14 protein-coding genes are annotated in these 24,537 nt (G+C 64.2%); 7 read left to right on the top strand and 7 right to left on the bottom strand.

The window, feature by feature from the left end; genetic code table 11:
• Nucleotides 1–476 precede the first annotated feature (476 nt).
• The 3 genes from hydA to preA all read left to right on the top strand — a co-directional run bounded on the left by hydA (nucleotide 477) and on the right by preA (nucleotide 4,838).
• Complete coding sequence (gene hydA / locus C4K40_RS12985; protein WP_053138089.1) at nucleotides 477–1,916, top strand: dihydropyrimidinase; 1,440 nt, start codon at nucleotides 477–479, stop codon at nucleotides 1,914–1,916.
• Nucleotides 1,917–2,178: 262 nt separating this feature from the next.
• Nucleotides 2,179–3,546, top strand: coding sequence for an NAD(P)-dependent oxidoreductase (locus C4K40_RS12980; RefSeq protein ID WP_053138087.1), 1,368 nt, complete (start codon nucleotides 2,179–2,181; stop codon nucleotides 3,544–3,546).
• Nucleotides 3,543–4,838, top strand: a complete 1,296-nt coding sequence (preA, locus tag C4K40_RS12975; RefSeq protein ID WP_172681691.1) for an NAD-dependent dihydropyrimidine dehydrogenase subunit PreA — start codon at nucleotides 3,543–3,545, stop codon at nucleotides 4,836–4,838. Before C4K40_RS12980 ends, preA begins: the two co-directional genes overlap by 4 nt.
• 66 nt (nucleotides 4,839–4,904) lie before the next feature.
• Here the strand turns inward: preA and C4K40_RS12970 are convergent, their stop codons facing one another.
• Nucleotides 4,905–5,525, bottom strand: coding sequence for a TetR/AcrR family transcriptional regulator (locus C4K40_RS12970; RefSeq protein ID WP_022643930.1), 621 nt, complete (start codon nucleotides 5,523–5,525; stop codon nucleotides 4,905–4,907).
• Between the two features lie 306 nt (nucleotides 5,526–5,831).
• On the opposite strand from C4K40_RS12970, the gene C4K40_RS12965 reads away from it, so the two are divergent.
• From C4K40_RS12965 to copD, 4 genes are all read left to right on the top strand, one after another.
• Nucleotides 5,832–6,554: an Imm52 family immunity protein gene (locus C4K40_RS12965; RefSeq protein WP_053138084.1), complete on the top strand. Its 723-nt coding sequence runs from the start codon at nucleotides 5,832–5,834 to the stop codon at nucleotides 6,552–6,554.
• 184 nt (nucleotides 6,555–6,738) lie between these two features.
• The gene (locus C4K40_RS12960) at nucleotides 6,739–7,173 is read left to right on the top strand and encodes a GNAT family N-acetyltransferase (protein WP_022643928.1); all 435 of its coding nucleotides are present in this window, start codon (nucleotides 6,739–6,741) and stop codon (nucleotides 7,171–7,173) included.
• A gap of 56 nt (nucleotides 7,174–7,229) precedes the next feature.
• Nucleotides 7,230–7,598 carry a copper homeostasis periplasmic binding protein CopC gene (copC, locus tag C4K40_RS12955; protein WP_022643927.1) on the top strand — a complete coding sequence of 123 codons (369 nt, stop codon included), beginning with the start codon at nucleotides 7,230–7,232 and terminating at the stop codon, nucleotides 7,596–7,598.
• 3 nt (nucleotides 7,599–7,601) lie between these two features.
• Nucleotides 7,602–8,456 (top strand): copper homeostasis membrane protein CopD, encoded by an 855-nt coding sequence (copD, locus tag C4K40_RS12950; RefSeq protein ID WP_053138082.1) that lies wholly within the window; start codon nucleotides 7,602–7,604, stop codon nucleotides 8,454–8,456.
• A gap of 151 nt (nucleotides 8,457–8,607) precedes the next feature.
• On the opposite strand, the gene mnmH is transcribed toward copD, so the two are convergent.
• The 6 genes from mnmH to C4K40_RS12920 all read right to left on the bottom strand — a co-directional run bounded on the left by mnmH (nucleotide 8,608) and on the right by C4K40_RS12920 (nucleotide 24,246).
• Nucleotides 8,608–9,705 carry a tRNA 2-selenouridine(34) synthase MnmH gene (gene mnmH / locus C4K40_RS12945; RefSeq protein WP_053138080.1) on the bottom strand — a complete coding sequence of 366 codons (1,098 nt, stop codon included), beginning with the start codon at nucleotides 9,703–9,705 and terminating at the stop codon, nucleotides 8,608–8,610.
• Nucleotides 9,705–10,739 carry a selenide, water dikinase SelD gene (gene selD, locus C4K40_RS12940; RefSeq protein ID WP_053138077.1) on the bottom strand — a complete coding sequence of 345 codons (1,035 nt, stop codon included), beginning with the start codon at nucleotides 10,737–10,739 and terminating at the stop codon, nucleotides 9,705–9,707. Before selD ends, mnmH begins: the two co-directional genes overlap by 1 nt.
• A 43-nt stretch (nucleotides 10,740–10,782) precedes the next feature.
• On the bottom strand, nucleotides 10,783–11,148 hold the full coding sequence (locus tag C4K40_RS12935) for a DUF4440 domain-containing protein (protein ID WP_053138076.1): 366 nt from the start codon (nucleotides 11,146–11,148) through the stop codon (nucleotides 10,783–10,785).
• A 102-nt stretch (nucleotides 11,149–11,250) separates the two neighbouring features.
• Nucleotides 11,251–12,261, bottom strand: coding sequence for a PAS domain-containing protein (locus tag C4K40_RS12930; RefSeq protein ID WP_083457006.1), 1,011 nt, complete (start codon nucleotides 12,259–12,261; stop codon nucleotides 11,251–11,253).
• A 751-nt stretch (nucleotides 12,262–13,012) separates the two neighbouring features.
• On the bottom strand, nucleotides 13,013–13,228 hold the full coding sequence (locus C4K40_RS12925) for a hypothetical protein (protein WP_124421302.1): 216 nt from the start codon (nucleotides 13,226–13,228) through the stop codon (nucleotides 13,013–13,015).
• Nucleotides 13,229–13,713: 485 nt separating this feature from the next.
• Nucleotides 13,714–24,246 (bottom strand): autotransporter-associated beta strand repeat-containing protein, encoded by a 10,533-nt coding sequence (locus C4K40_RS12920; protein ID WP_371263525.1) that lies wholly within the window; start codon nucleotides 24,244–24,246, stop codon nucleotides 13,714–13,716.
• Between the last annotated feature and the right edge of the window lie 291 nt (nucleotides 24,247–24,537).

The following is a 24,537-nucleotide window of genomic DNA, read 5'->3' as shown; positions in this document are numbered from 1 at the left end:
CCAGGTTCGTGACTGACCCGTTGATGGAATCCATGTAAGCAACTGATGTAACTCAGCTTTATTCAAATAACTTTCAGGTCTTCGGTTAGTTGCCAGGCTACTCAGGCAAGGTAGCTGGCAAGTTGCCATTTAGATCAAGACCCAAATAGGTGCACCGCACTTTCAGCAACGATATCCGATTCGTTCTCGTACCTCTTCAAGCCGCTGATAGGACATGGAAAATCTCGACTATTTTTCGATCCTGTCAAGTGCGTCAAAATGGTGAGCGCCTGCACAGTTTCTGGGATTTGTATTTTTTATCGTTAAATTTCAATTAGTTATATTGAATATAAGCTTATAAAAAATATTCTTGATGTTTCCTTGAAGTAAGACTAGCGTTTAATCCTGACACCACTGACAGGATTGTTTAGTTGTCAGTGCGTTCAATAAAAAGTTAGAACCGGCAAGCAGCCGGTCATGCCTGCGAGGAACTCGGAATGTCTCTGTTGATCCGTGGCGCCACCGTTATTACCCATGATGAAAGTTATAAAGCCGATGTCTTGTGCGCAGAGGGCCTGATTAGAGCCATCGGCACTCACCTGGACATTCCCGCAGGCTGCGAAGTGCTCGACGGCAGCGGCCAGTACCTGATGCCCGGCGGCATCGATCCCCACACCCACATGCAACTGCCCTTCATGGGCACCGTGGCCAGCGAGGACTTCTTCAGCGGGACGGCGGCGGGCCTGGCCGGCGGCACCACCTCAATCATCGACTTCGTGATTCCCAACCCGCAGCAATCGCTGCTGGAGGCCTTCCACCAGTGGCGCGGCTGGGCCGAGAAATCGGCCAGCGACTACGGCTTCCACGTGGCCGTGACCTGGTGGAGCGAGCAGGTGCGCGAGGAGATGGCCGAGTTGGTGCGGCATCACGGGGTCAACAGCTTCAAGCATTTCATGGCCTACAAGAACGCCATCATGGCCGCCGACGACACCCTGGTGGCCAGCTTCGAGCGCTGCCTGGAACTGGGCGCAGTGCCCACGGTGCACGCCGAGAACGGCGAGCTGGTGTACCACCTGCAGCGCAAGCTGCTGGCCCAGGGCATCACCGGGCCGGAAGCCCATCCACTGTCGCGACCATCCCAGGTGGAGGGCGAAGCCGCCAGCCGGGCGATCCGCATCGCCCAGACCCTGGGCACGCCGCTGTACCTGGTGCACGTGTCCACCCGCGAGGCCCTGGACGAAATCACCTATGCCCGGGCCCAGGGCCAGCCGGTCTACGGCGAGGTGCTGGCCGGGCACCTGCTGCTGGACGACAGCGTGTACCGCGACCCGGACTGGCAGACCGCCGCCGGCTACGTGATGAGCCCGCCCTTTCGCCCGCGCGGCCACCAGGAGGCGCTGTGGCATGGCCTGCAATCGGGCAACCTGCACACCACCGCCACCGACCATTGCTGCTTCTGCGCCGAGCAGAAGGCCGCCGGTCGCGAGGACTTCAGCAAGATCCCCAACGGCACCGCCGGCATCGAGGACCGCATGGCCGTGCTGTGGCACGAAGGGGTCAACAGCGGGCGCCTGTCGATGCAGGAGTTCGTCGCCCTGACCTCCACCAACACCGCCAAGATCTTCAACCTCTACCCGCGCAAGGGGGCGATCCGCGTCGGCGCCGATGCCGACCTGGTGCTGTGGGACCCGGCCGGCACCCGGACCATTTCCGCCAAGACCCACCACCAGCAGGTGGACTTCAACATCTTCGAAGGCAAGACCGTGCGTGGCATCCCCAGCCACACCATCAGCCAGGGCCGGCTGGTGTGGGCCGACGGCGACCTGCGGGCCGAACGCGGCGCCGGGCGCTACGTCGAGCGCCCACCCTACCCGACGGTGTTCGACCTGCTGAACAAGCGCGCCGAAGCCCACAAGCCGACCGCCGTCAAACGCTGAACCTGTAGCCCTGTAGCCGCTGCGGAGCCTTGGCGAGGCTACGATCGGGTTGGGCCGCATTTCGACGAAGCGCGCCCTAACCCGGCTATCGCATTCTACTTGGCGCACCGCAAGCGCAGGTTTTGTGGCAACTGCGTTGCCGATCGCAGCCTCGCTGGGGCTACAGAAACAGCAGCGAATCAGAGGTCAGCGCGATAACCGCTCCATCGCTGAAAAACAATGCCCATCAGAGGCATTCGATAAAAAACCTGAGGCCAGAACCGTGATCCAGACCCTGAACCACTTGCCCCGTCCGACCCTGGACGGCGCCACCCTCGCCGAGCATTTCAGCGACCTGGCGCCACCCCTGACCCCACGCCAGGCGCAGCTGGAAGCTTCGCGCTGCCTGTACTGCTACGACGCGCCCTGCGTCAACGCCTGCCCCAGCGAGATCGACATTCCCTCGTTCATCCGCCACATCCACACCGACAACGTCCAGGGCGCGGCGCAAAAGATCCTCGCGGCGAATATCCTCGGCGGCAGCTGCGCCCGGGTCTGCCCCACCGAGGTCCTGTGCCAGCAGGCTTGCGTGCGCAACAACGCTCAGGAATGCGCGCCGGTGCTGATCGGCCAACTGCAGCGCTACGCCCTGGACAACGCGCAGTTCAGCCAGCATCCGTTCCAGCGCGCCGCCGCCACCGGCAAGCGTATCGCCGTGGTCGGCGCCGGCCCGGCCGGGCTGTCCTGCGCCCACCGCAGCGCCTTGCACGGCCATGAGGTGGTGATCTTCGAGGCTCGGGAAAAAGCCGGGGGCCTCAACGAATACGGGATCGCCAAGTACAAGCTGGTGGACGATTTCGCCCAGCGCGAACTGGAGTTCCTGCTCGACGTCGGCGGCATCGAGATCCGCCATGGCCAGGTACTGGGCGACAACTTGAGCCTGAGCGAACTGCACCAAGAGTTCGATGCGGTATTCCTCGGCCTGGGCCTGGCGGCCAGCAAGCGCCTGGGCCTGGAGCACGAGGACGCCCCGGGGCTGCTGGCGGCCACCGACTACATCCGCGAGCTGCGCCAGGCTGACGACCTTGGCCAGTTGCCCCTGGCCGAGCGCTGCATCGTCATCGGCGCCGGCAATACCGCCATCGACATGGCGGTGCAGATGGCCCGCCTCGGCGCCCGCGACGTCAACCTGGTATACCGCCGTGGCGCCACCGACATGGGCGCCACCGGCCATGAGCAGGACATCGCCAAGGCCAACCAGGTGCGGCTGCTGACCTGGGCCGCTCCCGAGCAGGTATTGCTGGACGACCAGGGCCGGGTGCGCGGCATGCGCTTTGCCCGCACCCAACTGGTGGAGGGCCGCCTGCAGACCACCGGCGAAACCTTCGAGCTGGCCGCCGACGCGATCTTCAAGGCCATCGGCCAGGCGTTCGACAGCGCCAGCCTGGGCGATCCACTGGCCCGGGAGCTCAAGCGCAGCGGCGATCGCATCGCCGTGGACGAGCAACTGCGCACCAGCATTCCCGGAGTCTACGCCGGTGGCGACTGCACCAGCCTCGGCCAGGACCTCACCGTCCAGGCCGTGCAGCACGGCAAGCTGGCCGCCGAGGCCATGCATGCCCAACTCATGCTCAACGTGGAGGCTGCGTGATGGCCGATCTGTCGATTGTGTTCGCAGGAATCAAGGCGCCCAATCCGTTCTGGCTGGCCTCCGCGCCGCCCACCGACAAAGCCTACAACGTGGTCCGCGCCTTCGAGGCGGGCTGGGGCGGCGTGGTCTGGAAAACCCTCGGCGAAGACCCGGCGGCGGTCAACGTGTCGTCGCGCTACTCGGCGCATTTCGGCGCCAACCGCGAGGTGCTGGGGATCAACAACATCGAGCTGATCACCGACCGTTCCCTGGAGATCAACCTCAGGGAAATCACCCAGGTGAAGAAGGACTGGCCGGACCGGGCGCTGATCGTCTCGCTGATGGTGCCTTGCGTCGAGGATTCGTGGAAACACATCCTGCCGCTGGTGGAGGCCACCGGCGCCGATGGCATCGAGCTGAACTTCGGTTGCCCCCACGGCATGCCGGAACGCGGCATGGGCGCGGCGGTGGGCCAGGTGCCGGAGTACGTCGAGCAGGTGACCCGCTGGTGCAAGACGTACTGCTCGCTGCCGGTGATCGTCAAGCTGACGCCGAATATCACCGACATCCGCCAGTCGGCACGCGCCGCCCATCGTGGCGGGGCCGATGCGGTGTCGTTGATCAACACCATCAACTCCATCACCAGCGTCGATCTGGAGCGCATGGTGGCCCACCCGATGGTGGGCAGCCAGAGCACCCACGGCGGCTACTGCGGCTCGGCGGTCAAGCCGATCGCCCTGAACATGGTGGCCGAGATCGCCCGCGACCCGCAGACCCGTGGCTTGCCGATCTGCGGCATCGGCGGTATCGGCAACTGGCGCGATGCCGCGGAGTTCGTGGCCCTGGGCTGCGGCGCGGTGCAGGTGTGCACGGCGGCGATGCTGCATGGCTTTCGTATCGTCGACGAGATGCAGGATGGCCTCTCGCGGTGGATGGACAGCCAGGGCTACCACAGCCTGCAGGACTTCTCCGGGCGGGCGGTGGGCAACACCACGGACTGGAAGTACCTGGATATCAACTACCAGGTGATCGCTAAAATTGACCAGGAGGCGTGCATCGGTTGCGGCCGTTGTCATATTGCCTGCGAAGACACTTCGCACCAGGCGATTGCCAGCCTCAGACAAGCGGACGGCACCCATAAATATGAGGTGATCGACGAAGAATGCGTGGGCTGCAACCTGTGCCAGATCACCTGCCCGGTGCAGGATTGCATCGAGATGGTGCCGCAGCAGACCGGCAAGCCGTTCCTCGACTGGCTGCATGACCCCCGCAACCCTCACCGCGAGGAAGCAGCCACAAGCGGCAAGTTCTAAGCAGCAAGTCGCAAGCTTCAAGCTCCTAGCGTGAAGCTTGCTTTCACTTGCCGCTTGCCGCTGCGTCTATGGTTCCAGGCCGATACCGCGCAGGATCACGCTGGTGACGGTCTGCACCGCCCGTTCGAACTGCAGATCCGACAGCGGCTGGTGGTCGTTGAGGATGTTCACCTGGTGGTCGAAGTCGGCGTAGTGCTGGGTCGAGGCCCAGATCAGGTACAGCAGCGCCGAGGGTTCCACCGCAAGGATCCTCCCGTCCTCGACCCATTGGCGGATCTTGGCTTCCTTCATCTTCGCCCAGTCGTACAGGCTCTCGTCCAACGCGGTGCCCAGGCTTGGCGCGCCATGCATGATCTCGTTGGCCCAGACCTTGGAACCGTGGGGGCGGCTGCGCGAATGCTGCATCTTGGCGCGGATGTAGCTGCTGAGCACCACCCGCGGGTCGTCGAACATCTCGAAGCACAGGGCGTCCTGCTTCCACACTTCCAGCAGGTCCAGCAGCACCGCGCTGTAGAGCTCGTGCTTGGTGCTGAAGTAGTAATGCAGGTTGGAACGCGGCAGTTGTACCTCTTCGGCGATGTCGGCCATGGCGGTGCCGGCGTAGCCCTTTTCGGCGAAGACTTTCTCGGCCCCCAGCAGGATCTTTTCCACGTTGTTGCGACGAATCTCGATCTTGTGATTGCCCATGAGGGCTCCTACGAAAACAGTCTGCGGCAAGACTAGCACCCTGCTAAGAGCACTTCTAACTCAAGCACTGCCGAGAAAACCGGCTTGCTTGCCCGCTGGAAACAACACAGATCACCGGTGCCAGTGCCATGCCTGCATAAACGTGGCGGCTGATTCATGGGAGCCACACCCAGCTCGCCTTTTCATGTTAAATCACGCCCTGGCGCAGCCCACCCGTACCCTGGGCCGAGGAGACGACTCGCCGCCCAGCGATTGACGCGACAACGCTTTGCCCCAACAGGCAGGGAGCATCCTTACGGAGACCTCATGGACGAATTCAAGCGCTTCAATTTCAATTTGAGTTTCGACAGGCAGAAAATCGCTCAAGTCCCGGAGCACCTCCAGATCCAGAGAAGCCTTGGTTTCTTGCGGGAGATCGGCAGGATCGACCCTATCCTCAGGCACTGGTTCTTGTGCGCTGACAGCCGCAACAAGGGCCTGGAGCATGAGGTGCTGCTCGACGAAGCCAGTTTTGTCCGCGAAGTGCAGTCCTGGAAGGATGAGGACTTCGCCATCAATGACATGAGCTTTGTGCTCTGGAACGGGATATCCGACCCGCTCAAAGGCGGGCTTTCACTCAAGTACCACGCAAGGAACAGAGGTTCGCTGCCCACGGGCCTCGAGTTTTCCGACGCCGGGACCTTGGTCCGCTGCCTGCAAAATCCACGGCAAGGCTTGGTGGAGCTGATCAGCACGGCGCTTGAGTTCTGGCCGGAGATCGCCTGGGGCGTGGTGGCCCCAAACGCTTACTACCGCCGGCAACGAACCTTCGCAGACAGGCAAACCGTCGGCTGGATCGGCTACTGCCCCCAGCCCTTGTCGGCGCAGGATTTCCCCCAGGTGGATGAACTGCGCCCATCCCCGGCCCAAGGCAGCATCATCGTGACGTGCCCCGGCGTCATGGATGAAGGCAATGCACAACATCTAAAGAAAATCGCAACGACCGACGCCAAGCTGGTCGAGCTGGGGTTCTTGCCCATGCGGCATTAAACACGCCTTCGGGGTTTCGCTGACGGGCATCATTGGGTAGGATCGGCCTCCCGCTCATTTGCAGCCGTCACTGCAGTGCTCCGTCCAAGCGTTGATTCGCGACACGGGCATACAGGTCTCTGCCCAAATGCCGGCCCTACCCTACCGCCGGCCATCTAATCAGTTACCAAGATGGATCATCCCCATGAAGATTCGCCCTCGCGTCGCTGCGGACGACGCCTTGCTTACCGCGCTCTGGGAGCGTTCGGTACGCGCCACCCATGACTTCATCAGCGAAGACGACATCCAGCGCCTCTACCCGCTGATACGTGACAGCTACCTGCCGGCCCTGCAAGTGCTGGTCTGGGAGAACCCCGATGCCACGCCTGGCGGTTTCATCGCCATTGGCGACGACACCGTGCAAATGCTGTTCATCGAACCGGCCCAGCGTGGCCAGGGCATCGGCCGCCAGTTGCTGGATCAGGTCCGGCAGCCGGGCCTGAAGGTCGATGTCAACGAACAGAACCCCCAGGCCCACGGTTTCTACCGGCACTACGGGTTCGTCGACTACGGTCGCTCGGAAACCGATGGCGAAGGCAAGCCGTACCCCATCATCCACATGCAGTTGCAAGACGCTTGAACCAAGCCGGCGCCCCAGCGGCGCCGGTTCCCTGGCTTTTCTACAGGTAACCTGCCATGTCGTTGAAAACACTCTGCACCACCTCCGCCCTTCTCGCCTGCCTGCTGGCCACCGGTTCGGCGCTGGCCCACGCCCACCTGAAAACCACCACGCCCGCCGCCGACAGCAGCGCCAGCGCCCCCAGCGAGCTGCGCCTGGAGTTCAGCGAGGGCGTGGAAGCGGCCTTCACCAAGGTCGAGCTGAGCAAGGACGGCGCCCCCGTCGCGCTCAAGGGCCTGGCCACCGAAGGCGCGGACAAGAAGACCCTGGTCGTCACCCCCGCCAGTGCTCCGCTGCCGGCCGGCAGCTACAAGGTGCAATGGCACGCCGTGTCGGTGGACACCCACAAGAGCGAAGGCAGCTACAGCTTCAAGGTGAGCCCGTAACCCGTGGCGTCATGGCTGGTGCTATGCCGCTTCGTGCATTTCGCCGCGATCCTGACCCTGGTCGGGGCCTGGGGCTTGCGCCCGCTGCTGCTGGGCCGAGGCCATGAAGTCGTGCAGCGGCGGCTGGACCGCGTGGCTCGCGGGCTGACCCTGGTCGGGCTTGGCAGCGGCCTGGCCTGGTTGCTGCTGATCAGCGCCAGCATGGCCGGTTCCTGGTCCGCCGCCCTGGATCCGGCGACGTTGTGGCTGGTACTGGGCAAGACGTTCTTCGGCCAGGTCTGGACCTGGCACCTGGCGCTCAACCTGGTGTTGCTGGGCCTGCTGCTGACACCCCTGGGCCGTTCCCTGCCGCTGCGCCTGGGGCTGGCCGCCCTGCTCCTGGGCACCCTGGCCCCGGTGGGCCACGGCGCCATGTTCGATGGCCTCAAGGGGCAATTGCTGATTCTCAACCAGATCGTCCACCTGGGCTGCGTCGGCCTGTGGCTGGGCGGTTTGCTGGTATTGCTGATGGTCCTGCGCCAGCCGCAGGCGTCCATGGAGCCGCTGTTGCGGCGCTTCAGCGGCGTGGGCTACGTGCTGGTGGCGGGCCTGCTGGCCAGCGGCCTGGTCAACGTACGGATGCTCACTGGCCAATGGTGGCCGACTCCGCTGTTCAGCGGTTTCGCCCTGGTGCTGTTGATGAAAGCCTTGCTGGTGGCCGGCATGCTGGCCCTGGCCCTGTTCAATCGCTTGCGCACCCGGGGCTGCGACCAGCGCCTGGACAGCCTGCGCCGCAGCGTGGGCCTGGAGTGGTTACTGGGCATCGCCGCCGTGGCGGCCGTCGCCTTGCTAGGCACCCTACCGCCGCTGCAAGCCTGAACCGCCTTTGTAGCCACGGTCCAGCGTCAGCGCGGCTGCGACCGGGGCGCAGCGCCCGCAGAAGCAGACCCCGCGATTATCCAGATGGAATGCATGGGACGGTTTGGCGAGGACCGCGCCCTCGTGCGCAGCCTCGCGGGCTCGACAGCGGCTACAGAGGGCGGCGCTGGCGCAGGTAATCGAGCACTGCGGCGTGGTCGCCCACGAACTCGATCCGGGCACCCTTGCTCTCGCGCTGGTAGGCGTACATCGGGTCGTAGTATTCGCGGAGCAGGCCCTGGATCCAGCCCCGGTGCAACTCCACCACGCCGCTGCGCTCCTGTTCGGCCAGGGCCTGCTGCATCAGCGCCAGCAACCGCTGGTGGCGCTCGCCGCCCAGGCGCTTGTGGATCTTGTTCAGGCTTTCCAGCAGGCGCTGGGCGAACAGAGCGAAACCCGGCTCGCCATGCACGGCAACGAACTCGGCGCACAGGTCCACCACGTAGTCCTGGAGAATCCGCTGCACCCGCTGGTCCAGGCGGTCCTCCAGCCAGATCATCGGCGCTAGCTGCATGCCCTGGTGCAATGGCAGCGGCAATGCACAGCTGCCGATCATGCGGTTCTCGTCCTCGACGACGAACCCCTGCACGCCACGCTCACGCTTCTTCAGCAGGTCCACCGCCAGGCGGTTCTCGAAGTCGATGTTGCTCGGCTGCCCAGTGGCGCGCCGGCCGAAACTGGAACCCCGGTGATTGGCATGGCCTTCGAGATCGAGGGCGTTGTCCAACTGCCCCAGCACCTGGGTCTTGCCAGTGCCGGTCATGCCGCCCAGCAGCACGAAGTCGCACTGCTGCATGGCCTGCTCCACCGTTTCCAGGAGAAAGGTCCGCATGGCCTTGTAGCCACCGCCCACCCGTGGATAGTCGATGCCGGCCTCGTCGCGCAGCCACTGCTGGACGATCTGCGAACGCAAGCCGCCACGGAAGCAGTAGAGCAAGCCATCGGGATGGGCCCGGGTGAAATCGGCCCAGGCCTGGATACGTTCGGCCTTGATCGCCCCGGACACCAATTGGTGTCCGAGGACGATCGCCGCCTGCTGGCCCTGCTGCTTGTAGCAGGTGCCGACCCGCTGGCGCTCCTGGTCGGTCATCAGCGGCAGGTTGAGCACGCCGGGAAAGGCGCCCTTGGTGAATTCGATCGGCGCACGGGTGTCCATCAGCGGCCGGTCGTTGAGGAAGATCTCGCGGTAATCGGTGTAGTCCAGGGACATCAGCACACCTCGACCGCGTGACTCTGTCGCTCCAACAGCTCGCCGATAGGCGCCAGTTCCAGGCCCAACTGCGCCGCCAGGGCGAGGAACTCGGCATTGCCTTCAGGCGTCACCGCCACCAGCAGGCCGCCGCTGGTCTGCGGATCGCACAGCACCCGCTTGTGCAGCTCCTGCACCCGCCCGACCTTGTCGGCGTAGCTGCTGTAGTTGCGCAGGGTGCCACCGGGCACGCAGCCCTGGTCCAGGTAGTACTCCACCCCGGGCAGGCGCGGCACCCGGTCATAGTGGATACGCGCGGTCAGGCCACTGCCATCGGCCATCTCCACCAGGTGCCCGAGCAGGCCGAAGCCGGTGACGTCGGTCATTGCGGTAACCGCCTCGAGCTTGCCGAAATGGCTGCCGGGCTTGTTCAAGGTGCACATCCAGTCGCGGGCCAGGCCAACATCACCTTCGCGCAGCTTGCCCTTCTTCTCGGCGGTGGTGAGCACGCCGATCCCCAGGGGCTTGGTCAGGTACAGCAGGCAGCCGGCGGTGGCGGTGTCGTTGCGCTTCATGAAGCGTTTTTCCACCAGGCCGGTCACCGCCAGGCCGAAGATCGGCTCAGGGGCATCGATGGAGTGCCCACCCGCCAGGGGAATGCCCGCCGCGTCGCACACCGAGCGTCCGCCGCGGATCACTTCGCGGGCGACTTCCGGGGCCAGCACGTTCACCGGCCAGCCCAGGATGGCGATGGCCATCAAGGGATCGCCGCCCATGGCGTAGATATCGCTGATGGCGTTGGTGGCGGCAATCCGCCCGAAATCGAAGGGATCATCGACGATGGGCATGAAGAAGTCGGTGGTGGAGACCACTCCGCGTTCGCCGTCGATGGCGTAGACCGCCGCATCATCGCGCGAGGCGTTGCCGACCCAGAGCTTGGGATCGAGGTTCTGCGCCCCGCTGCCGGCCAGGATGACCTCCAGGACCTGGGGTGAAATCTTGCAACCACAACCGGCTCCGTGGCTGTACTGGGTCAGGCGAATCGGCTCGCTCATGGGGCACCTCGTCAAGTCTGGGACGGGGATTCTAGCAGAGCTCTCAGGCCCCAGGTCGCGGCGTCCCCTGGTGGAACAGCATCTGCCAGTGCCCTTCGCGCCAGCGCCACAGCGAGCTGCGCCAGGCACTGCTAGCCGCTCGTCCGGGAGCTGCGGCGTTATGGCACAGGTAGGTGGCCTGGGCCAGGTCGACTGCCAGCCGCTGCACGTTGAACTGCTCGATGTGCCGCTTGATGAACAGCTGCTGCGGCAAGCTGGCGAGCACCTGGGCCTTGTCCCAGCGCCCGCCGCTGACGCCGAACTCGAGGAACTCATCGGCCAGCAGCGCATCCAGCGCCTGGCGATCGCCACGCACGTCGGCGTCCTGCAGTTGGCGTTCGAGCAGCAGCAAGTGTTCGCACAGATCCATCTTTCCCCCGGGTGCCGGTCATGCCTGGACAGCGCACTCTAGCACCCGAGCGCACCGCTCTTTTCGGTGTTTCGCAAATGATCACTGGATGCGGCTACCGAGCTACTTGCCGGCCAATGCAAGCTTCAATGCCACCCGCAGTCCCTCCGGGCACCAGTGCCGCTCGATGGCCCCACCGGCGACGATCGCCAGTTCGTCGATCAACTCACAGCCATAGCCATGCCGGAGCGGCGGGGCAAGAATCGCCGGCCCGCCCTGCTCGTGCCAGTCGAGACTCAGCCAGCCCTCATGGCTCGCCCAGCGAATGTCGATCTCACCTTCGACGACACTCAGTGCACCATGCTTCACCGAATTGGTCGCCAGTTCATGGAGCAGCAGGGCCAACAGGTTGGCCAGCGTCCCGGGGACATGTTCGAGGGTGCCGCTGAACCGGCACCGGGCGCCGAAGGGTTGCAGCACGGAACCGATGAAGGCGGTCATTTCCATCGCCGTGCCCCCCTCCGCGTCCAGGATCTGGGTATAGACCCTGGACAGCGCCCTCAGCTTGTCGGCCGCGATCTTGCCCAAGCGGTCGAGAATACCGGTGCTGCGCGCTTCCCTGTCGGCCATCATGACCACCGCGTCGGCCACGGTGAACAGGTTCTTGATCCGATGCAGCCTTTCGCTCGTCAATAGTTGTTCGCGCACCAGCGCCTGGTTCAGCTCCCGCTGCAACAGCACCTGCGGGGTGATATCGCGCGATACGCACACGATGCTATGCACGCGCCCCTGCTGATCGAGGGTCGGGGTCAGCAGGTTATCCCAGTGGATGATCTTGCCGTGGGCATCGCTATAGCCGGTGAAACGCGCGCAAATACCCGCCGCCGCCAAGGCCAGGGCATCGAGGGCGGCGCCGTGGGTCGATGCAGGCAGCAAGGGTACCCAGGCCGTGCCCTTGACTTGCGTCTGGGGTATCTGGAACGCGACGCATCCAGCCTCACTCATGGCCAGGAGCACACCGCCAGGCGTCAGCACCTTGATGCAATCAGGGGTGGCATCGAGCATTGCGCGCTGGATATTGGCAGCAGTCAGCTCCATGCCGGGAGTATCCCGTTTGCCGGACTCTTTCTTCATATGCCTTGACTACCCGAAGAGTGAACCCGGACAACAGCGTCAAAAGTTCACGCGACAAAAACATGACAATTATGGCTACGACGAAAAATCAATATCCAAATAGCCCCACAATACTTTTCGCTCTGCGCCACAAGCACCATTCATGTTGCCTTGCGCAACTCGCCCAACGAAAACCGCACCTGACTATAAATAAAAAAACGAACCATTGGATACAAAAACCCGTTCTGAAAAACCGAACGAACACTCAAAAAAATTTGCCCGCGATTGATTGAGTGCGCCCGCCGGACATCCGTCGACAAAGACCATGACTTGTATTTTTGACAGACTAAAACTGCACCAGGACACTTGCCCAGGACATCTCCTGAAGTTCTCCGCAGAACCAATCAGGCTATCCAGAACGACCCGTAACCTCTACTGGCCGGGATACGGTTTGATTGGCCAGAAAACAGTGAAGATAGGGCCAAGACAGTAAAGAAGAAGATAGGTCGGAATATTTCCGGTATAAGGCAGCCGCTATCCGCACCTCGATAATGCTATCCGTAGCGACCAGCCAAAAACCAGCGGGTAGCCAGGACAGGCAGGAGCCATCGCCAGGAGCGCTTCGAACGCCTGCCTTGCGTCCATCGGTTCGGCCTCGTCCCGGCGGGCTAGCCTCCTGCCCCAAAGCAGGATCAGGCACACATGGGCCGATGTTCTCGACAACCACCCGTACGCTTGCACACAGACGGATGAAATACCCGACTGCCAGCGTTTAAGTATTCAAATCCGCCAGCCGCTTATCACGGCGCATCTCCGCCACCCACTTCAAGTCCTGTGCGGTTTGCACCGAGAGTTTACCTTCGTCGAATAGTCCGTCGATATAACCATGGACATAGGCCGCTGCCGCACGAACATGTACAGCATCAGGCGCATTACCTATAAGTTGCAAAACTGTAATTATTCGAGCCTGACGCTGTTCATCGTACATGACCTGCATCCCGGATTGATCCGCGGTAAGCCCACGCTTATTATCAAAGCCCCACCATAGTGCCACTTAAACCCACAATCGAAACAGCCCAGCCTGATACCGACACACCAGGAAAGTTTCTATCCACGCATACTCACGCGACCTTGTTACAGTTTTATTTCACCTATGAACCATGACAACAGGAGGATCGACAATTTGCCAAGATGCAAGTTCAGCGAATTAACAGCCAGACTTGAAACAAGTCCACTGCAATCAAGCAGCCTTATATTTTAAATATAGGAAAGAGTGATCCAGAACAGCCGGCAAGGCTTGTCGGCCTCCAGTATCGACCAGCACTTCTGCCATGTCCGACAAGCAAGATCGCGCGCCACTGGACGCCACTCAGGGACATTGGTCAGGCAACGCGGCCCGACGACCGGCAACCTCGCGCGACCACCGGACATGGCAAAGCCGCCCATAGGGCGGCTGCCGAACACCCAAGACAGTCAGAAGTCGAGGGTGAAGTTGAGGGTCATGGCATGGTCCTTGGTTTTGTCGGACACCTGCCCCGAGTAACCGATGCCCAGCTTGCCGGCCGGGGTGATCTGGTAGTCCAGCCCAGCCTCCAGCAGCGCACTGTCCTTGGCAATCGGCACACCCTGGGTGGTGAAGGAGGTGCCGCCGTCGATGAAGGTCAGGTCGGCATCCGGCTTGGTGTCGCCATAGGCATGGCGCCAGCCCAGGCCCACCCGTGGCGTGAGCTGGTGCCCATTGCCCAAGGTGAGGCGCTTGCCGGCCCGTATACCGACGGTGGAGAAGGTCACGTCCTGGCTGGCCTTGGCCTTGAGCGCCGCCGCACCGCCCTTTTCCTTGCCGGTGTTGCTGTCATAGTTGATATAGGACAACCCGACGAATGGCTCCAGGGCCACGCCTGCAGCGTCCATCGCATACCCCACCTCACCGAAGACCTGGGCGCTGCGGGCGTTGTAGTGCGCCTTGAGCCGATCGCTGTAGGTGCCGACATTGACGTCGCGCTTGGTCTCGATCCGGTGCCAGCTGTAAGCCGCTCCCAGGCGTACGGCCACGGCATCGAACTGGGAGTTGAGGTAGGCACCCAGGTGCGTGCTGTCGACCTTGGCATCGGATTGCAGCCGGTGGGCCGACAGGTCGCTGCGGGTGTAACCGGCAGCGACCCCGGCACGCCAGGTGTCGTCCAGCTGGCGGTCGCTGCCGAGCATGAAGCCCGACAGGTTGCGGTCCAGCTTGGCGGTATTGCTGTTGCCAGCCATGTCGCCCCAGGTGCCGAGTACCCGCATCCAGCCGACCATCTCACCCTGGCAGCCACTGCTGCTCAGGCGGTTCTCGCGACTGGCCAGGACCTGCCGCGGGTCGTCCTGGGAGCTGGAGCAGCCAGGCTGGCGCATCCGGTCATTGAGGGCATCACGCACATACCGCGAGTCCTCCAGCAAGGCGCTGACGGTGCTGGCATGGATCTCCCCGGACAGGCTGTTGAACGCATCCACTGCCCCGGCGCGGTCCAGGCCGAGGATCTGGTCGTTCAACTGGTCGGCCGGATCGTCGTCGTCCCCCGAGTAGGCCCCCAGGGCCGCGGCCACCGCACGCTGGTTAGGGGTCTGGGCGACGTCGAGGAAGCTGGTCTGGTTGCGATTGACGTTCAGGTTCACCTGGTTGGCGCCGTACACCAGCGAGGTGTCGAAGAACACCAGTTGCGGCAAGTTGCTGCCGCTGAAGGTACCGGTGATACCGCCACCGGCGTTGATCAGTGCATAGCTGGTGTTGGCGCCACCATAGTTCAGGCCAGTGACCTGCAGGTTGCCCGCCAGGTTGGCGGTGCCGCCGACCTGCAACGCCGGGCTGCTGGCCGAGGTCGGCGTCAACTGCAGGGTGCCGGTGCTGCCATTGCTGAAGTTGCCAGTGACCGCCAGCTTGCCGATTGGCCCGCCGGAGCTCACCAGGCCATTGTTGACCAGGCCGCCGACACTGCCGTTGCCCTGCAACGCGGCGCCATTGCTGACCACCACCTGCCCGGCCAGGGAGGCCGGGGTGTCGCCGACCTGCACGGTGCCCTGCTCCACCGCCAGGGTGCCGCTGAACGGCTGGTTGCCATTGAGTTGCAACAGCCCCGCGCCCTGTTTGACCACGGTACCGGTACCACTGAGCAGGCCGTTGAACACGCCATTGCTGTTCTGCGCGAACAACATCCGGGCATTGACCAGCATCCGTCCCTGCAAGCTGGTGGTGTTGCCCGCCAGGGTGCCGCCACTGACCGTGGTGCCGCCGGTGTAGGTGTTGGCGCCGGTGAGCAGCAACACCCCGGCATCGGTCTTCTCGATACCGCCGCTGCCCACCAGTGGTGCGTCGATCTGGGTCACCACCCCGCCGTTGATCCGCACCTTGGCCAGGCTGCCATCGCTGCCATTGGTAGGGCTCAGGCTGCCGTTGCTGCCAGCGACGAAGTTGTAGCCGCTGTCGAGCACCTGCATGCCGGTGAAGCTCTGGTTGCCGGCCACGGTCACGGTGCCGCCCTGCCCGCCGAAGATCACGAACTGGTTGCCCGCGCCCTGGGTCTGGGTACCGGTTGGGTCGGTCCAGTTGGTCGAACCACCCCAGGTTCCGTTGCCGCCACCGATGCTGCCGTTGGCCGTGGTCTGGCCGCCGTTCCAGAACTGCACCTGGCCTGGCGCGCCCTGTACCAGCAGGTTGACCTGGTTGGCCAGGGCGGTCTGCAGGCTCAGGGAGCCCGGCAGCACGCCACCAGGCAGGGTGCCGTAGTTCAAGCCGTTATTGGTCAAGCTGCCGCCGTAGCGGAACAGCTGGTAGACGCCTACGCCGAAGTTTCCGGCATCGGTGATGTTCAAGGTGCCGTCCAGGGTCAGGTCACCCGCCACGTTGACCACCGTGGTGGAACTGGTGGCCTGGCCCAGGCTGAAGTCCAGGTTGGTGCCGGAAGACAGCACCAGCCCGCCCACGGACAATGGCGTGGCACTGCCGCCGGCCTTGAGGCTGGCGCCATCGCCCAGCTGTACGGTGCCGCTGAGCTGGCCGCTGCCACCGATGCTGGCGCCATTGGCCACCTGCACATTGCCGCTGGCCAGGCTGCCGTCTACCAGCAACGAGCCGCCCTGCACCTGGGTGGTGCCGGTAAAGCTGTTGTTGCCGGTCAGCAACAGCGTGCCGCTGCCTTGCTTGACCAGGGTGCCGTTGCCGCTGAGGTTGCCGGCATAGGTGCCATTGGCGTTCTGCTGGAACATCAGCGCCGCGTTGTTGAGGATCGAGCCCTGCAAACTGCTGGCGTCGCCGCGAGTGGTGCCCGCGTTGAGCGTGGTGCCACCGCTGTAGGTGTTGGCGCCGCTGAGCAGCAAATCACCGCTGCCATTCTTCACCAGCGAGCCATTGCCACTGATCACGCCACTAAGGGTCAGGGCCTGCTGGTTGGCCAGGTTCAACTGCGCGCCAAGGGTAATGGCGTTGGCCAGTTGCAGGGCCACCGGACTGTCGAGCTGGGCATTGCCGCCCACCGTCAGGGCCCCGGTGCCCAAGGCACTGTTGTTGCCCAGGACCAATTGCCCGGCCTTGAGCAAGGTGCCGCCCTGGTAGGTATTGACGCCGTTCAAGGTCAGGCTGGCGCTGCCGCTCTTCACCAATCCGCCGCTGCCACCGACCACGCCGCCCAGGGTCAGGGCATTGGAACCGCCGATGTTCAATGCGCCAGCCAGGTTCAGCCCATTGCCCAGGGACACTGCGGTATTGCTGTCCAGGGTGGTGCCATTGGCAGTGCTCAGGGCACCGCTGCCCAGGGCGTTGTCGTTCCCCACCACCAGGGTGCCGCCCTGTAGCGAGGTGCCGCCGCTGTAGCTGTTGTTGCCATTGAGCACCAGGGTGCCGCTATCGAGCTTGGCCAGGGTACCGCCGCCAGTGAGCGTCACACCGAGGGTAGCTGTGGCATTCGGATCGACCCGGATCGCGGTGTTGCCGGTGCCGCCATTGACCAGGTTCAGCGCCCCGCCCACACCGCCGGCCAGGTTGTAGCCGTCGGTGACGAACTGCATGCCGGTGAGGTTCTGCGTGCCGTTCACGGTCACGTTGCCAGCGCTGCCCTGGAACACCGCGAAGCTGCCGGCCCAGGCCTGGTTCAGGCTACCGTCGGCCAAGGTCCAGTTGCTGGTGCCACTGCCCCAAGTACCCGAACCGCCCTCGATCACGCCGTTACCCGTGGTTTGCGAGCCATCCCAGAACAGCACCGTGGTGTTGGGTGCGGTCACCAGCAGGTTGACCTGGTTGCCCACTGCGGTTTGCAGCTGCAGATCGCCCGGGGTCACGCTGCCAGGCAAGCTGCCGAAATTCAGGCCGTTGTCGGTCAGCGCCCCGGTGTAGTTGATCAAGCGATAGACGCCTGTGCCGAAACCGCCGATATCGCTGACGTTGAGGGTGCCGTCCAGGGTCAGGTTGCCGCCGACGTTGACCAGGGCATTGCCGCCACCGCTGACTGGCGTGCCCAGGCCCACGTCCAGGTTGGAGTTGGCCCCCAATACCAGCGAGCCCACCGACAGGCTGTTGCCGGAACTCAGCGCCAGGTGCCCGCCATCGGCCACGCTGAGGGTACCGCCCAGGCTGCCGTTACCGGTCAGGGTCGCGCCGCTGTTGACCGTGACCGTATTGCTGGCCAGGGAGCCGCTGAGGTTCAGCGTGCCGGCGTTGACCTGGGTATTGCCACTCAGGCTGCTGGTGCCACTGAGATTGAGAACGCCGCTACCGGTCTTGACCAGTTGCCCGGCACCGTTCAGGCCGCCGGCGAAGGTACTGCCCAGGTTGTTACCGCCCAGGGTCAGCGTATTGCCGCTGCCGATGGTCACCGCACCGCTGCCGCTGAGGCCGCCAAGGCTGGCGGAAGCGCCCAGGTCAAGGTTGGTTCCAGCCCCGAGGTTGACCCTGGCGTTGTTGCCCAGGGCCCCGCTGCCCTGGGTGATCAGGCTGCCGGACGACACGTCGAACAGGCCGCTGAAACTGTTGTTGCCACTCAGGGTCAGGTTGGCCGCGCCGTTCTTGGTCAAGGTCCCGCTGCCAGCGATCACGCCACCCAGGGTCAGGTCGTTGGCCCCGGCCAGGGTCAGCCCGGCATTGACGTTCAAATCGTTGTTCAGCACCAGCGGCGCACTGTTGGCCAGGGTCGCGTTGCCGCCCACGGTCAGCGCGCCGCTGCCCAGGGCCGCGGCCTGGGCCAGGGTCAGGGTGCCGGCGTTGAGCAAGGTACCGCCCTGGTAGTTGTTGACCCCGCCCAGGGTCAGGTTGCCCGGGCCATTCTTGATCAGCTGGCCGGCACCGCCGATGACTCCACCCAGGGTCAGGTCGTTACTGCCGGCAAGGGTCAGGTTGGCGTTGAGGGTCAGGGCATTGGCCAGGCTCAGGGCACTGCTGGCGTCCAGGGTCGCGGCACCGCCCACGGTCAGGCCACCGGTGCCCAGGGCGCCGTTGTTGCCCAGGGTCAGGGTCCCGGCGTTGAGCAAGGTGCCGCCGGTGAAGCCATTGTTGGCGTTCAGGGTCAGATTGGCCGCACCATTCTTGGTCAGGCCGCCTGCTCCATTGATCATCCCGCCCAGGGTCAGGTCGGCGGTACCGCCGATACCCAGGTTGCCGGCCAGGTTGAGCACATTGGTGAGGCTGACCGCCGTGCTGGCGTCCAGGCTGGTGCCAGCGGCCGCATTCAGCGCACCGCCGCCCAGGGCGGTGTTGCTGGCCAGGATCAGGCCGCCCGCGTTCAACGCGGTAGGCCCCAGGTAGGTATTGTTGCCGCCCAAGGTCAAGCTGGCGCTGCCGTTCTTGACCAGGCTACCGCTGCCACCGATCACCCCACCCAGGGTCAGGGCGTTGGAACCGGCGATATTCAGTGCGCCGGCCAGGGTCACGGCATTGCCCAGGGTCACCGCGGTGTTGCTGTCCAGGGTGGTGCCATTGGCGGTGCTCAAGGCTCCTGTACCCAGGGCGCTGTTGTTGCCCACCACCAGGGTCCCACCCTGCAGCGAAGTTCCGCCGCTGTAGCTGTTGGTGCCATTGAGCACCAGGGTGCCGCTGTCGAGCTTGGCCAGGGTGCCGCTGCCGTTGATCGCCACGCCGAGGGTGGCAGTCATGCCGGGATCGACACGAATCGCCGTGTTGCCGCCGCTGCCATTGACCGCCGTCAGCGAACCACCGGGGGCCCCCACCAGGTTGTAGCCGTCGATGACGAATTGCATGCCGGTGAAACTCTGCGCGCCGGCCACGGTGACCGTACCCGCAGTGCCCTGGAAGACCGCGAAATCATTGGCCCAGTTCTGGTTGAGAGTGCCATTGACCGAGGTCCAGTTGCTGTTCAGCGAATCCCAGGTACCGCTGCCGCCATCGACCACGCCGTTGGCCGTGGTCTGGCTGCCATCCCAGAAACGTATGTTGCTGCCACTTCCCGACACCAGCAGGTTCACCTGGTTACCGACGCTGGTCTGCACCACCAGGTCGCCGAGATTGAAGCCCAGCGGTACGCTGGCCACGTTCAGCCCCTGGTCCACCAGGCTGCCGGTGTAGTTGATCAGGCGATAGACACCCACGCCGAAACCACCGGCATCGCTGACGTTGAGTTGGCCGCCCAGGGTCAGGTTGCCGCCGACATTGAGCAGCGAAGTGGTGGACGGCGCGCCAAGGTTGGCGTCCAGGTTGGCGCCGCTGTTGAGCACCAGCGAACCCACCGACAAGGTACTGCCCGAGTTCAGCGCCAGATGGCCACCGGACGCCACATCCAGGGCGCCCAGCAACGAACCGGCGCCAGTCAGGGTGCCGCCACTGGCGACGTTGACCGTGCCGCTGGCCAGGGAGCCGTCGACCTTCAGGGTGCCGCCGCTGACCAGGCTGTTGCCGGTCAGGCCATTGATGCCGCCCAGGGTCAGGGTGCCGCTGCCGACCTTGGTCAACTGCCCGCTGCCACTGAGGTCGCCGTTGAACACCGAGCTGGCGTTACTTCCACCGACACTCAGCGCCACCCCGGGACTGAGTTGCACCGAGCCGCTGCCGGTCAACCCGCCAAGGCTGGCATTGGCGCTCAGGTTGAGGCTGGCGCCCGCGCTGATATTGGCCCCGGAACTGTTGCCCAGGGCGCCGCTGGAGAGCGTGGTCACACTGCCTGCCAGCACGTTCAAGGGTCCGCTGAAGGTGTTGTTGCCACTCAGGGACAGGTCCGCCAGGCCGTCCTTGATCAGCCCGGAACTGCCACCGATCACCCCAGCCAGGATCAGGTTGTTGTTGCCGGCCAGGGTCAGGTCGGCATTGAGGGTCAGGTTGTTGCCCAGGGCCATTGGCGTGCTGTTGTCCAGGGTCGCGGCGCCGCCAACGGTCAGGGCGCCAGCGCCCAGGGCCCCGCTGTTGCCCAGGGTCAGGGTCCCGGCATTGAGCGCGGTGCCACCCTGGTAGGTGTTGATGCCGTTGAGCGTCAGGTTGGTCGTGCCGTTCTTGATCAATTGCCCCGTACCACCGATCACCCCGCCCAGGGTCAGGTCGTTGCTGCCGGGCAGGGTCAGGTTGGCATTGAGGGTCAGGTTGTTGTTCAGGCCGATACCTGGTGCGCTGTCCAGGTTTGCCGCGCCACCCACAGTCAACACCCCATTGCCCAGGGCGCTGTTGTTGCCCAGGGTCAGGGTCCCGGCGTTGAGCGTGGTGCCGCCCTGGTAGGTGTTGACGCCGCTCAGGGTCAAGTTGGCGTTGCCGTTCTTGATCAAGCTGCCGATCCCGCCGACCACCCCGGCCAGGGTCAGGTCGGCGCCGCCACCGATAGTGACCCCGCCGCCGAGATTCACCTGGTTACCCAGGCTCACCACCGTGTTGCTGTCCAGGGTAGTGCCTGCGGCCGCATTCAACGCACCGCCGCCCAGGGCATTGGCGTTACCGACGATCAACCGGCCAGCATTGAGGGTGGTATTGCCCAGGTAGGCGTTGGCACCGTTGAGGATCAGGTCGGCGCTGCCATTCTTGATCAGGCCGCCGATCCCGCCGATCACGCCACCCAAGGTCAGGGCATTGCTGCCGGCGATCGTCAGGTTGCCGCCCAGGTTCAGCCCATTGCCGATGCTGACCGCGGTACTGGCGTCCAGGCTGGTGCCGTTGGCGGCATTCAGCGTGCCATTGCCCAGGGCGCCGTTGGCGCCCAGGATCAGCGTGCCGCCGTTGAGGGCGGTATTGCCCTGGTAGGTATTGGTACCGCTGAGGGTCAGGCTGGAACTGCCACTCTTGATCAGCCCGGCGCTGCCGCCGATGGTGCCGCCCAGGATCAGGGCATTGCTACCGCCCACCGTCAGGTTGGCGTTGAGGTTGATGGCATTGCCCACGCTCAGGGCGCTGCCGGCATTCAGCGAACTGGCGCCGCCCACGGTCAGCGCACCGCTGCCCAGGGCCGTGGCGCTACCCAGGGTCAGGTTGCCGGCATTGAGCAAGGTGCCGCCCTGGTAGCTGTTGTTGCCATTGAGGGTGAGGTTGGCGCCACCGTTCTTGACCAGTCCATAGGCGCCGCTGACGTCGCCATCCAGGATCAGCGCATTGAGCCCGTCCAGGGTCAGGTCGGCGTTGAGCACTATGTCATTGAGCAGGTCCAGGCTGGTGCTGCCGGCGAGGTTCGCCGCGCCGCCCACGGTCAAGGCGCCGCTGCCCAGGGCGCCGCTGTTGCCCAGGGTCAGGGTGCCGCCGTTGAGCAAGGTTCCGCCCTGGTAGGTGTTGCTGCCATTGAGGGTCAGCCCCGCCGTGCCGCTCTTGGTCAGGCCACCGATGCCGGTGACCAGCCCGCCCAGGGTCAGCGCGTTGCTGCCGGCCAGGTTGAGGTTGCCGGACAGGTTCAGGGTATTGCCCAGGGACACCGCGGTACTGCTATCCAGGGTAGTGCCGGCGGCGGTATTGAGCACGCCCAGGCCCAGGGCCAGGTTGCTGCCCAGGATCAGCGAACCGCTGTTGAGGTTGGTATTGCCCAGGTAGCCGTTGTTACCGGACAGGGTCAGGCTGGCCCCGCCATTCTTGACCAACCCGCCGGCACCGTTGATCTGCCCGGACAGGCCCAGGTTCTGGTTGCCGCCAATGGTCAGGGCGCCGGCCAGGTTGACGTTGTTGCCCAGGCTCAAGGCGGTGTTGGCATCCAGCGTCGTACCGGCCGCCGCGTTGAGGGTGCCGGTGCTCAGGGCGCCGGCATTGCCGACGATCAAGCGCCCGACATTCAGGGCCGTGTTGCCCAGGTAGGCATTGGCCGAATTGAGGACCAGGTCGGCGCTGCCGTTCTTGATCAGGCCACCGGCACCGCTGACCAGGCCACCCAGGGTCAGGGCATTGCTGCCACCCACCGTCAGGTTGCCGGCCAGGGCCAGGGCGTTGCCCAGGTTGATGGCGGTGTTGGCATCCAGGGTGGTGCCGCCGGCCGTGCTGAGCAGGCCACTGCCCAAGGCATTGTTGTTGCCCAGGATCAGGCTGCCGGCATTGAGGTTGGTGGTGCCGCTGAAGCCAGTGTTGTTGCCGCTCAGGGTCAGGCTGCCAGTGCCGCCCTTGTTCAGCGCGGCACTGCCGCTGAGGACGCCGGACAAGGTCAGCGCGCCGACACCGCTGGTGCTCAGAGCGTTGTTGAGCACCAAATTGTTGCCCAGGTTGACGGTGCCCGGCGCGCTCAAGGTGGCCGCGCCGCCCAGGGTCACGGTGGAAGTGCTGAAAGCCTGGCTGTTGCCCACCTGCACCGTGCCGCCATTGAGGGTGGTGCTGCCGGTGTAGGTATTGGCGCCATTGAGGGTCAGTTGCCCGGCGCCGGACTTGACCAGCCCGCCGCCACCGGAAATCACCCCGGCCAGGGTGGTGTCGTTGCTGCCTTGCAGGGTCAGTCCGCCAGCGCCCAGGCTGATCAGGTTGTTCAGAGTCAAGCCGGCGCTGCTGGCTTGCAGCACACCACCATTGGAGGTCAGCAGGCCGCTGCCGAAAGTCGCGCTGTTGTTGTACAGGGCCACCCCGCCATTGAGCGTGGTGTTGCCACTGACCACCGGCCCCTGCAAGGTCCAGGTGCCGCTGTTGAGGGTCAGGTTGTTGAAGTTGACGTAGTTGGCGCTGGAAACCGTACCGCTGCCGGTGGTGCCGCCACCCACGCCCAGGGTGTTCTGCAGCAGCAGGGTGTTGGAACCACCAGCGCCGCCGTCGATCTGCCCGGTAGCAGCAAATGTCAGGTCTACCCCCAGCAGGCCGCCCAAGGCGATGCCGATCCCGCCGCCGCTGCTGACCGAGGAACCGGTCACTGCGGTGAAGCTGTTGGTACTGCCGGCCCCCAGGGACACGCCGCCGGTGATCTGCCCGGTGTTGGTGAAGTTGTTGCCAGCCGTCGAGGATTGGAACGCCACCCGGCCCACCAGGGTGCCGTTGTTGGTCATGTTGACCTGCGAGCCCCCCCGCACCGCCACCACCGGCGCATCGGCGGAGAGCAGGGTCAGGCCCAGCAACGCCGAGGAACCGATGCTGCCGTTGTTGACGATGGTGGTGCTGCCGCCCGCGCCATTGTTGATGTTCAGCGCCATGCCGTTGAGCGTGCCCAGGTTCAGGCCGAGGATGCCGGAGGTGCCGTTGAGGGTACCGCTGGCGGCGTTGTTGATGTTGACGGTCGCGGCGCTGCCATTGCCGATGACCGCACCATTGCTGAGCAGGGTCACCAGCCCGAGCAGGGCCGGGTCGATGGTGCCACTGTTGTTCAGGGTGACGTTATGGCCGGTGAGACTCATCGCCGTGCCGCCGAGCAGCGAGTTGAAGGTCGCGCCGCTGTTGACGTTGACCGTCAGGTCGTCGGCCGAGGTGGCGAAAGCGTTGGTGAGGATCGCCGTGGCATTGCCGCTGCAAGTAACGATACTGCCGGCGCTGGGGTTGGCCGGCGAACAAGCGGCCATGGCTGCGGGACTGGCCAGCCCCCAGAGCAGGCCGGCCAGGCCCAAACGGATCGCCAGAGGCAAAGGCGAAAGACTAGCGAACATATCCCTTGCATGACGTGCGCTCACATGCGGCTCCTTCCTTGAGAGCAGGCTTTTTATTACGTAGGAACGCGTACTACCCGGAAGCTTCAGATCCCTCTACTACACGCAGCAACCCGCAAAACCTGACTGATGGTTAAGTTTCCCTGGCAGTAACCTAGACGACGCCGCAAAGCTTGCCCAACCCAGGCGCACCATCAAATAGCATTAATACCTTGGTAAGGTGCATCGATTAACCTCGGTAAAAATCAGGAAAAATTCGTTTATTTTCGGCGATCCTTGGTGTTTTAAAATTTTTACAACACTGCACAGGCCGCT

Source organism: Pseudomonas sp. CMR5c (assembly GCF_003850545.1).
GTDB lineage: Bacteria > Pseudomonadota > Gammaproteobacteria > Pseudomonadales > Pseudomonadaceae > Aquipseudomonas > Aquipseudomonas piscis.
Note: the sequence above shows the minus strand (reverse complement) of the source record. Positions and strands in the feature narration are given on the sequence as shown.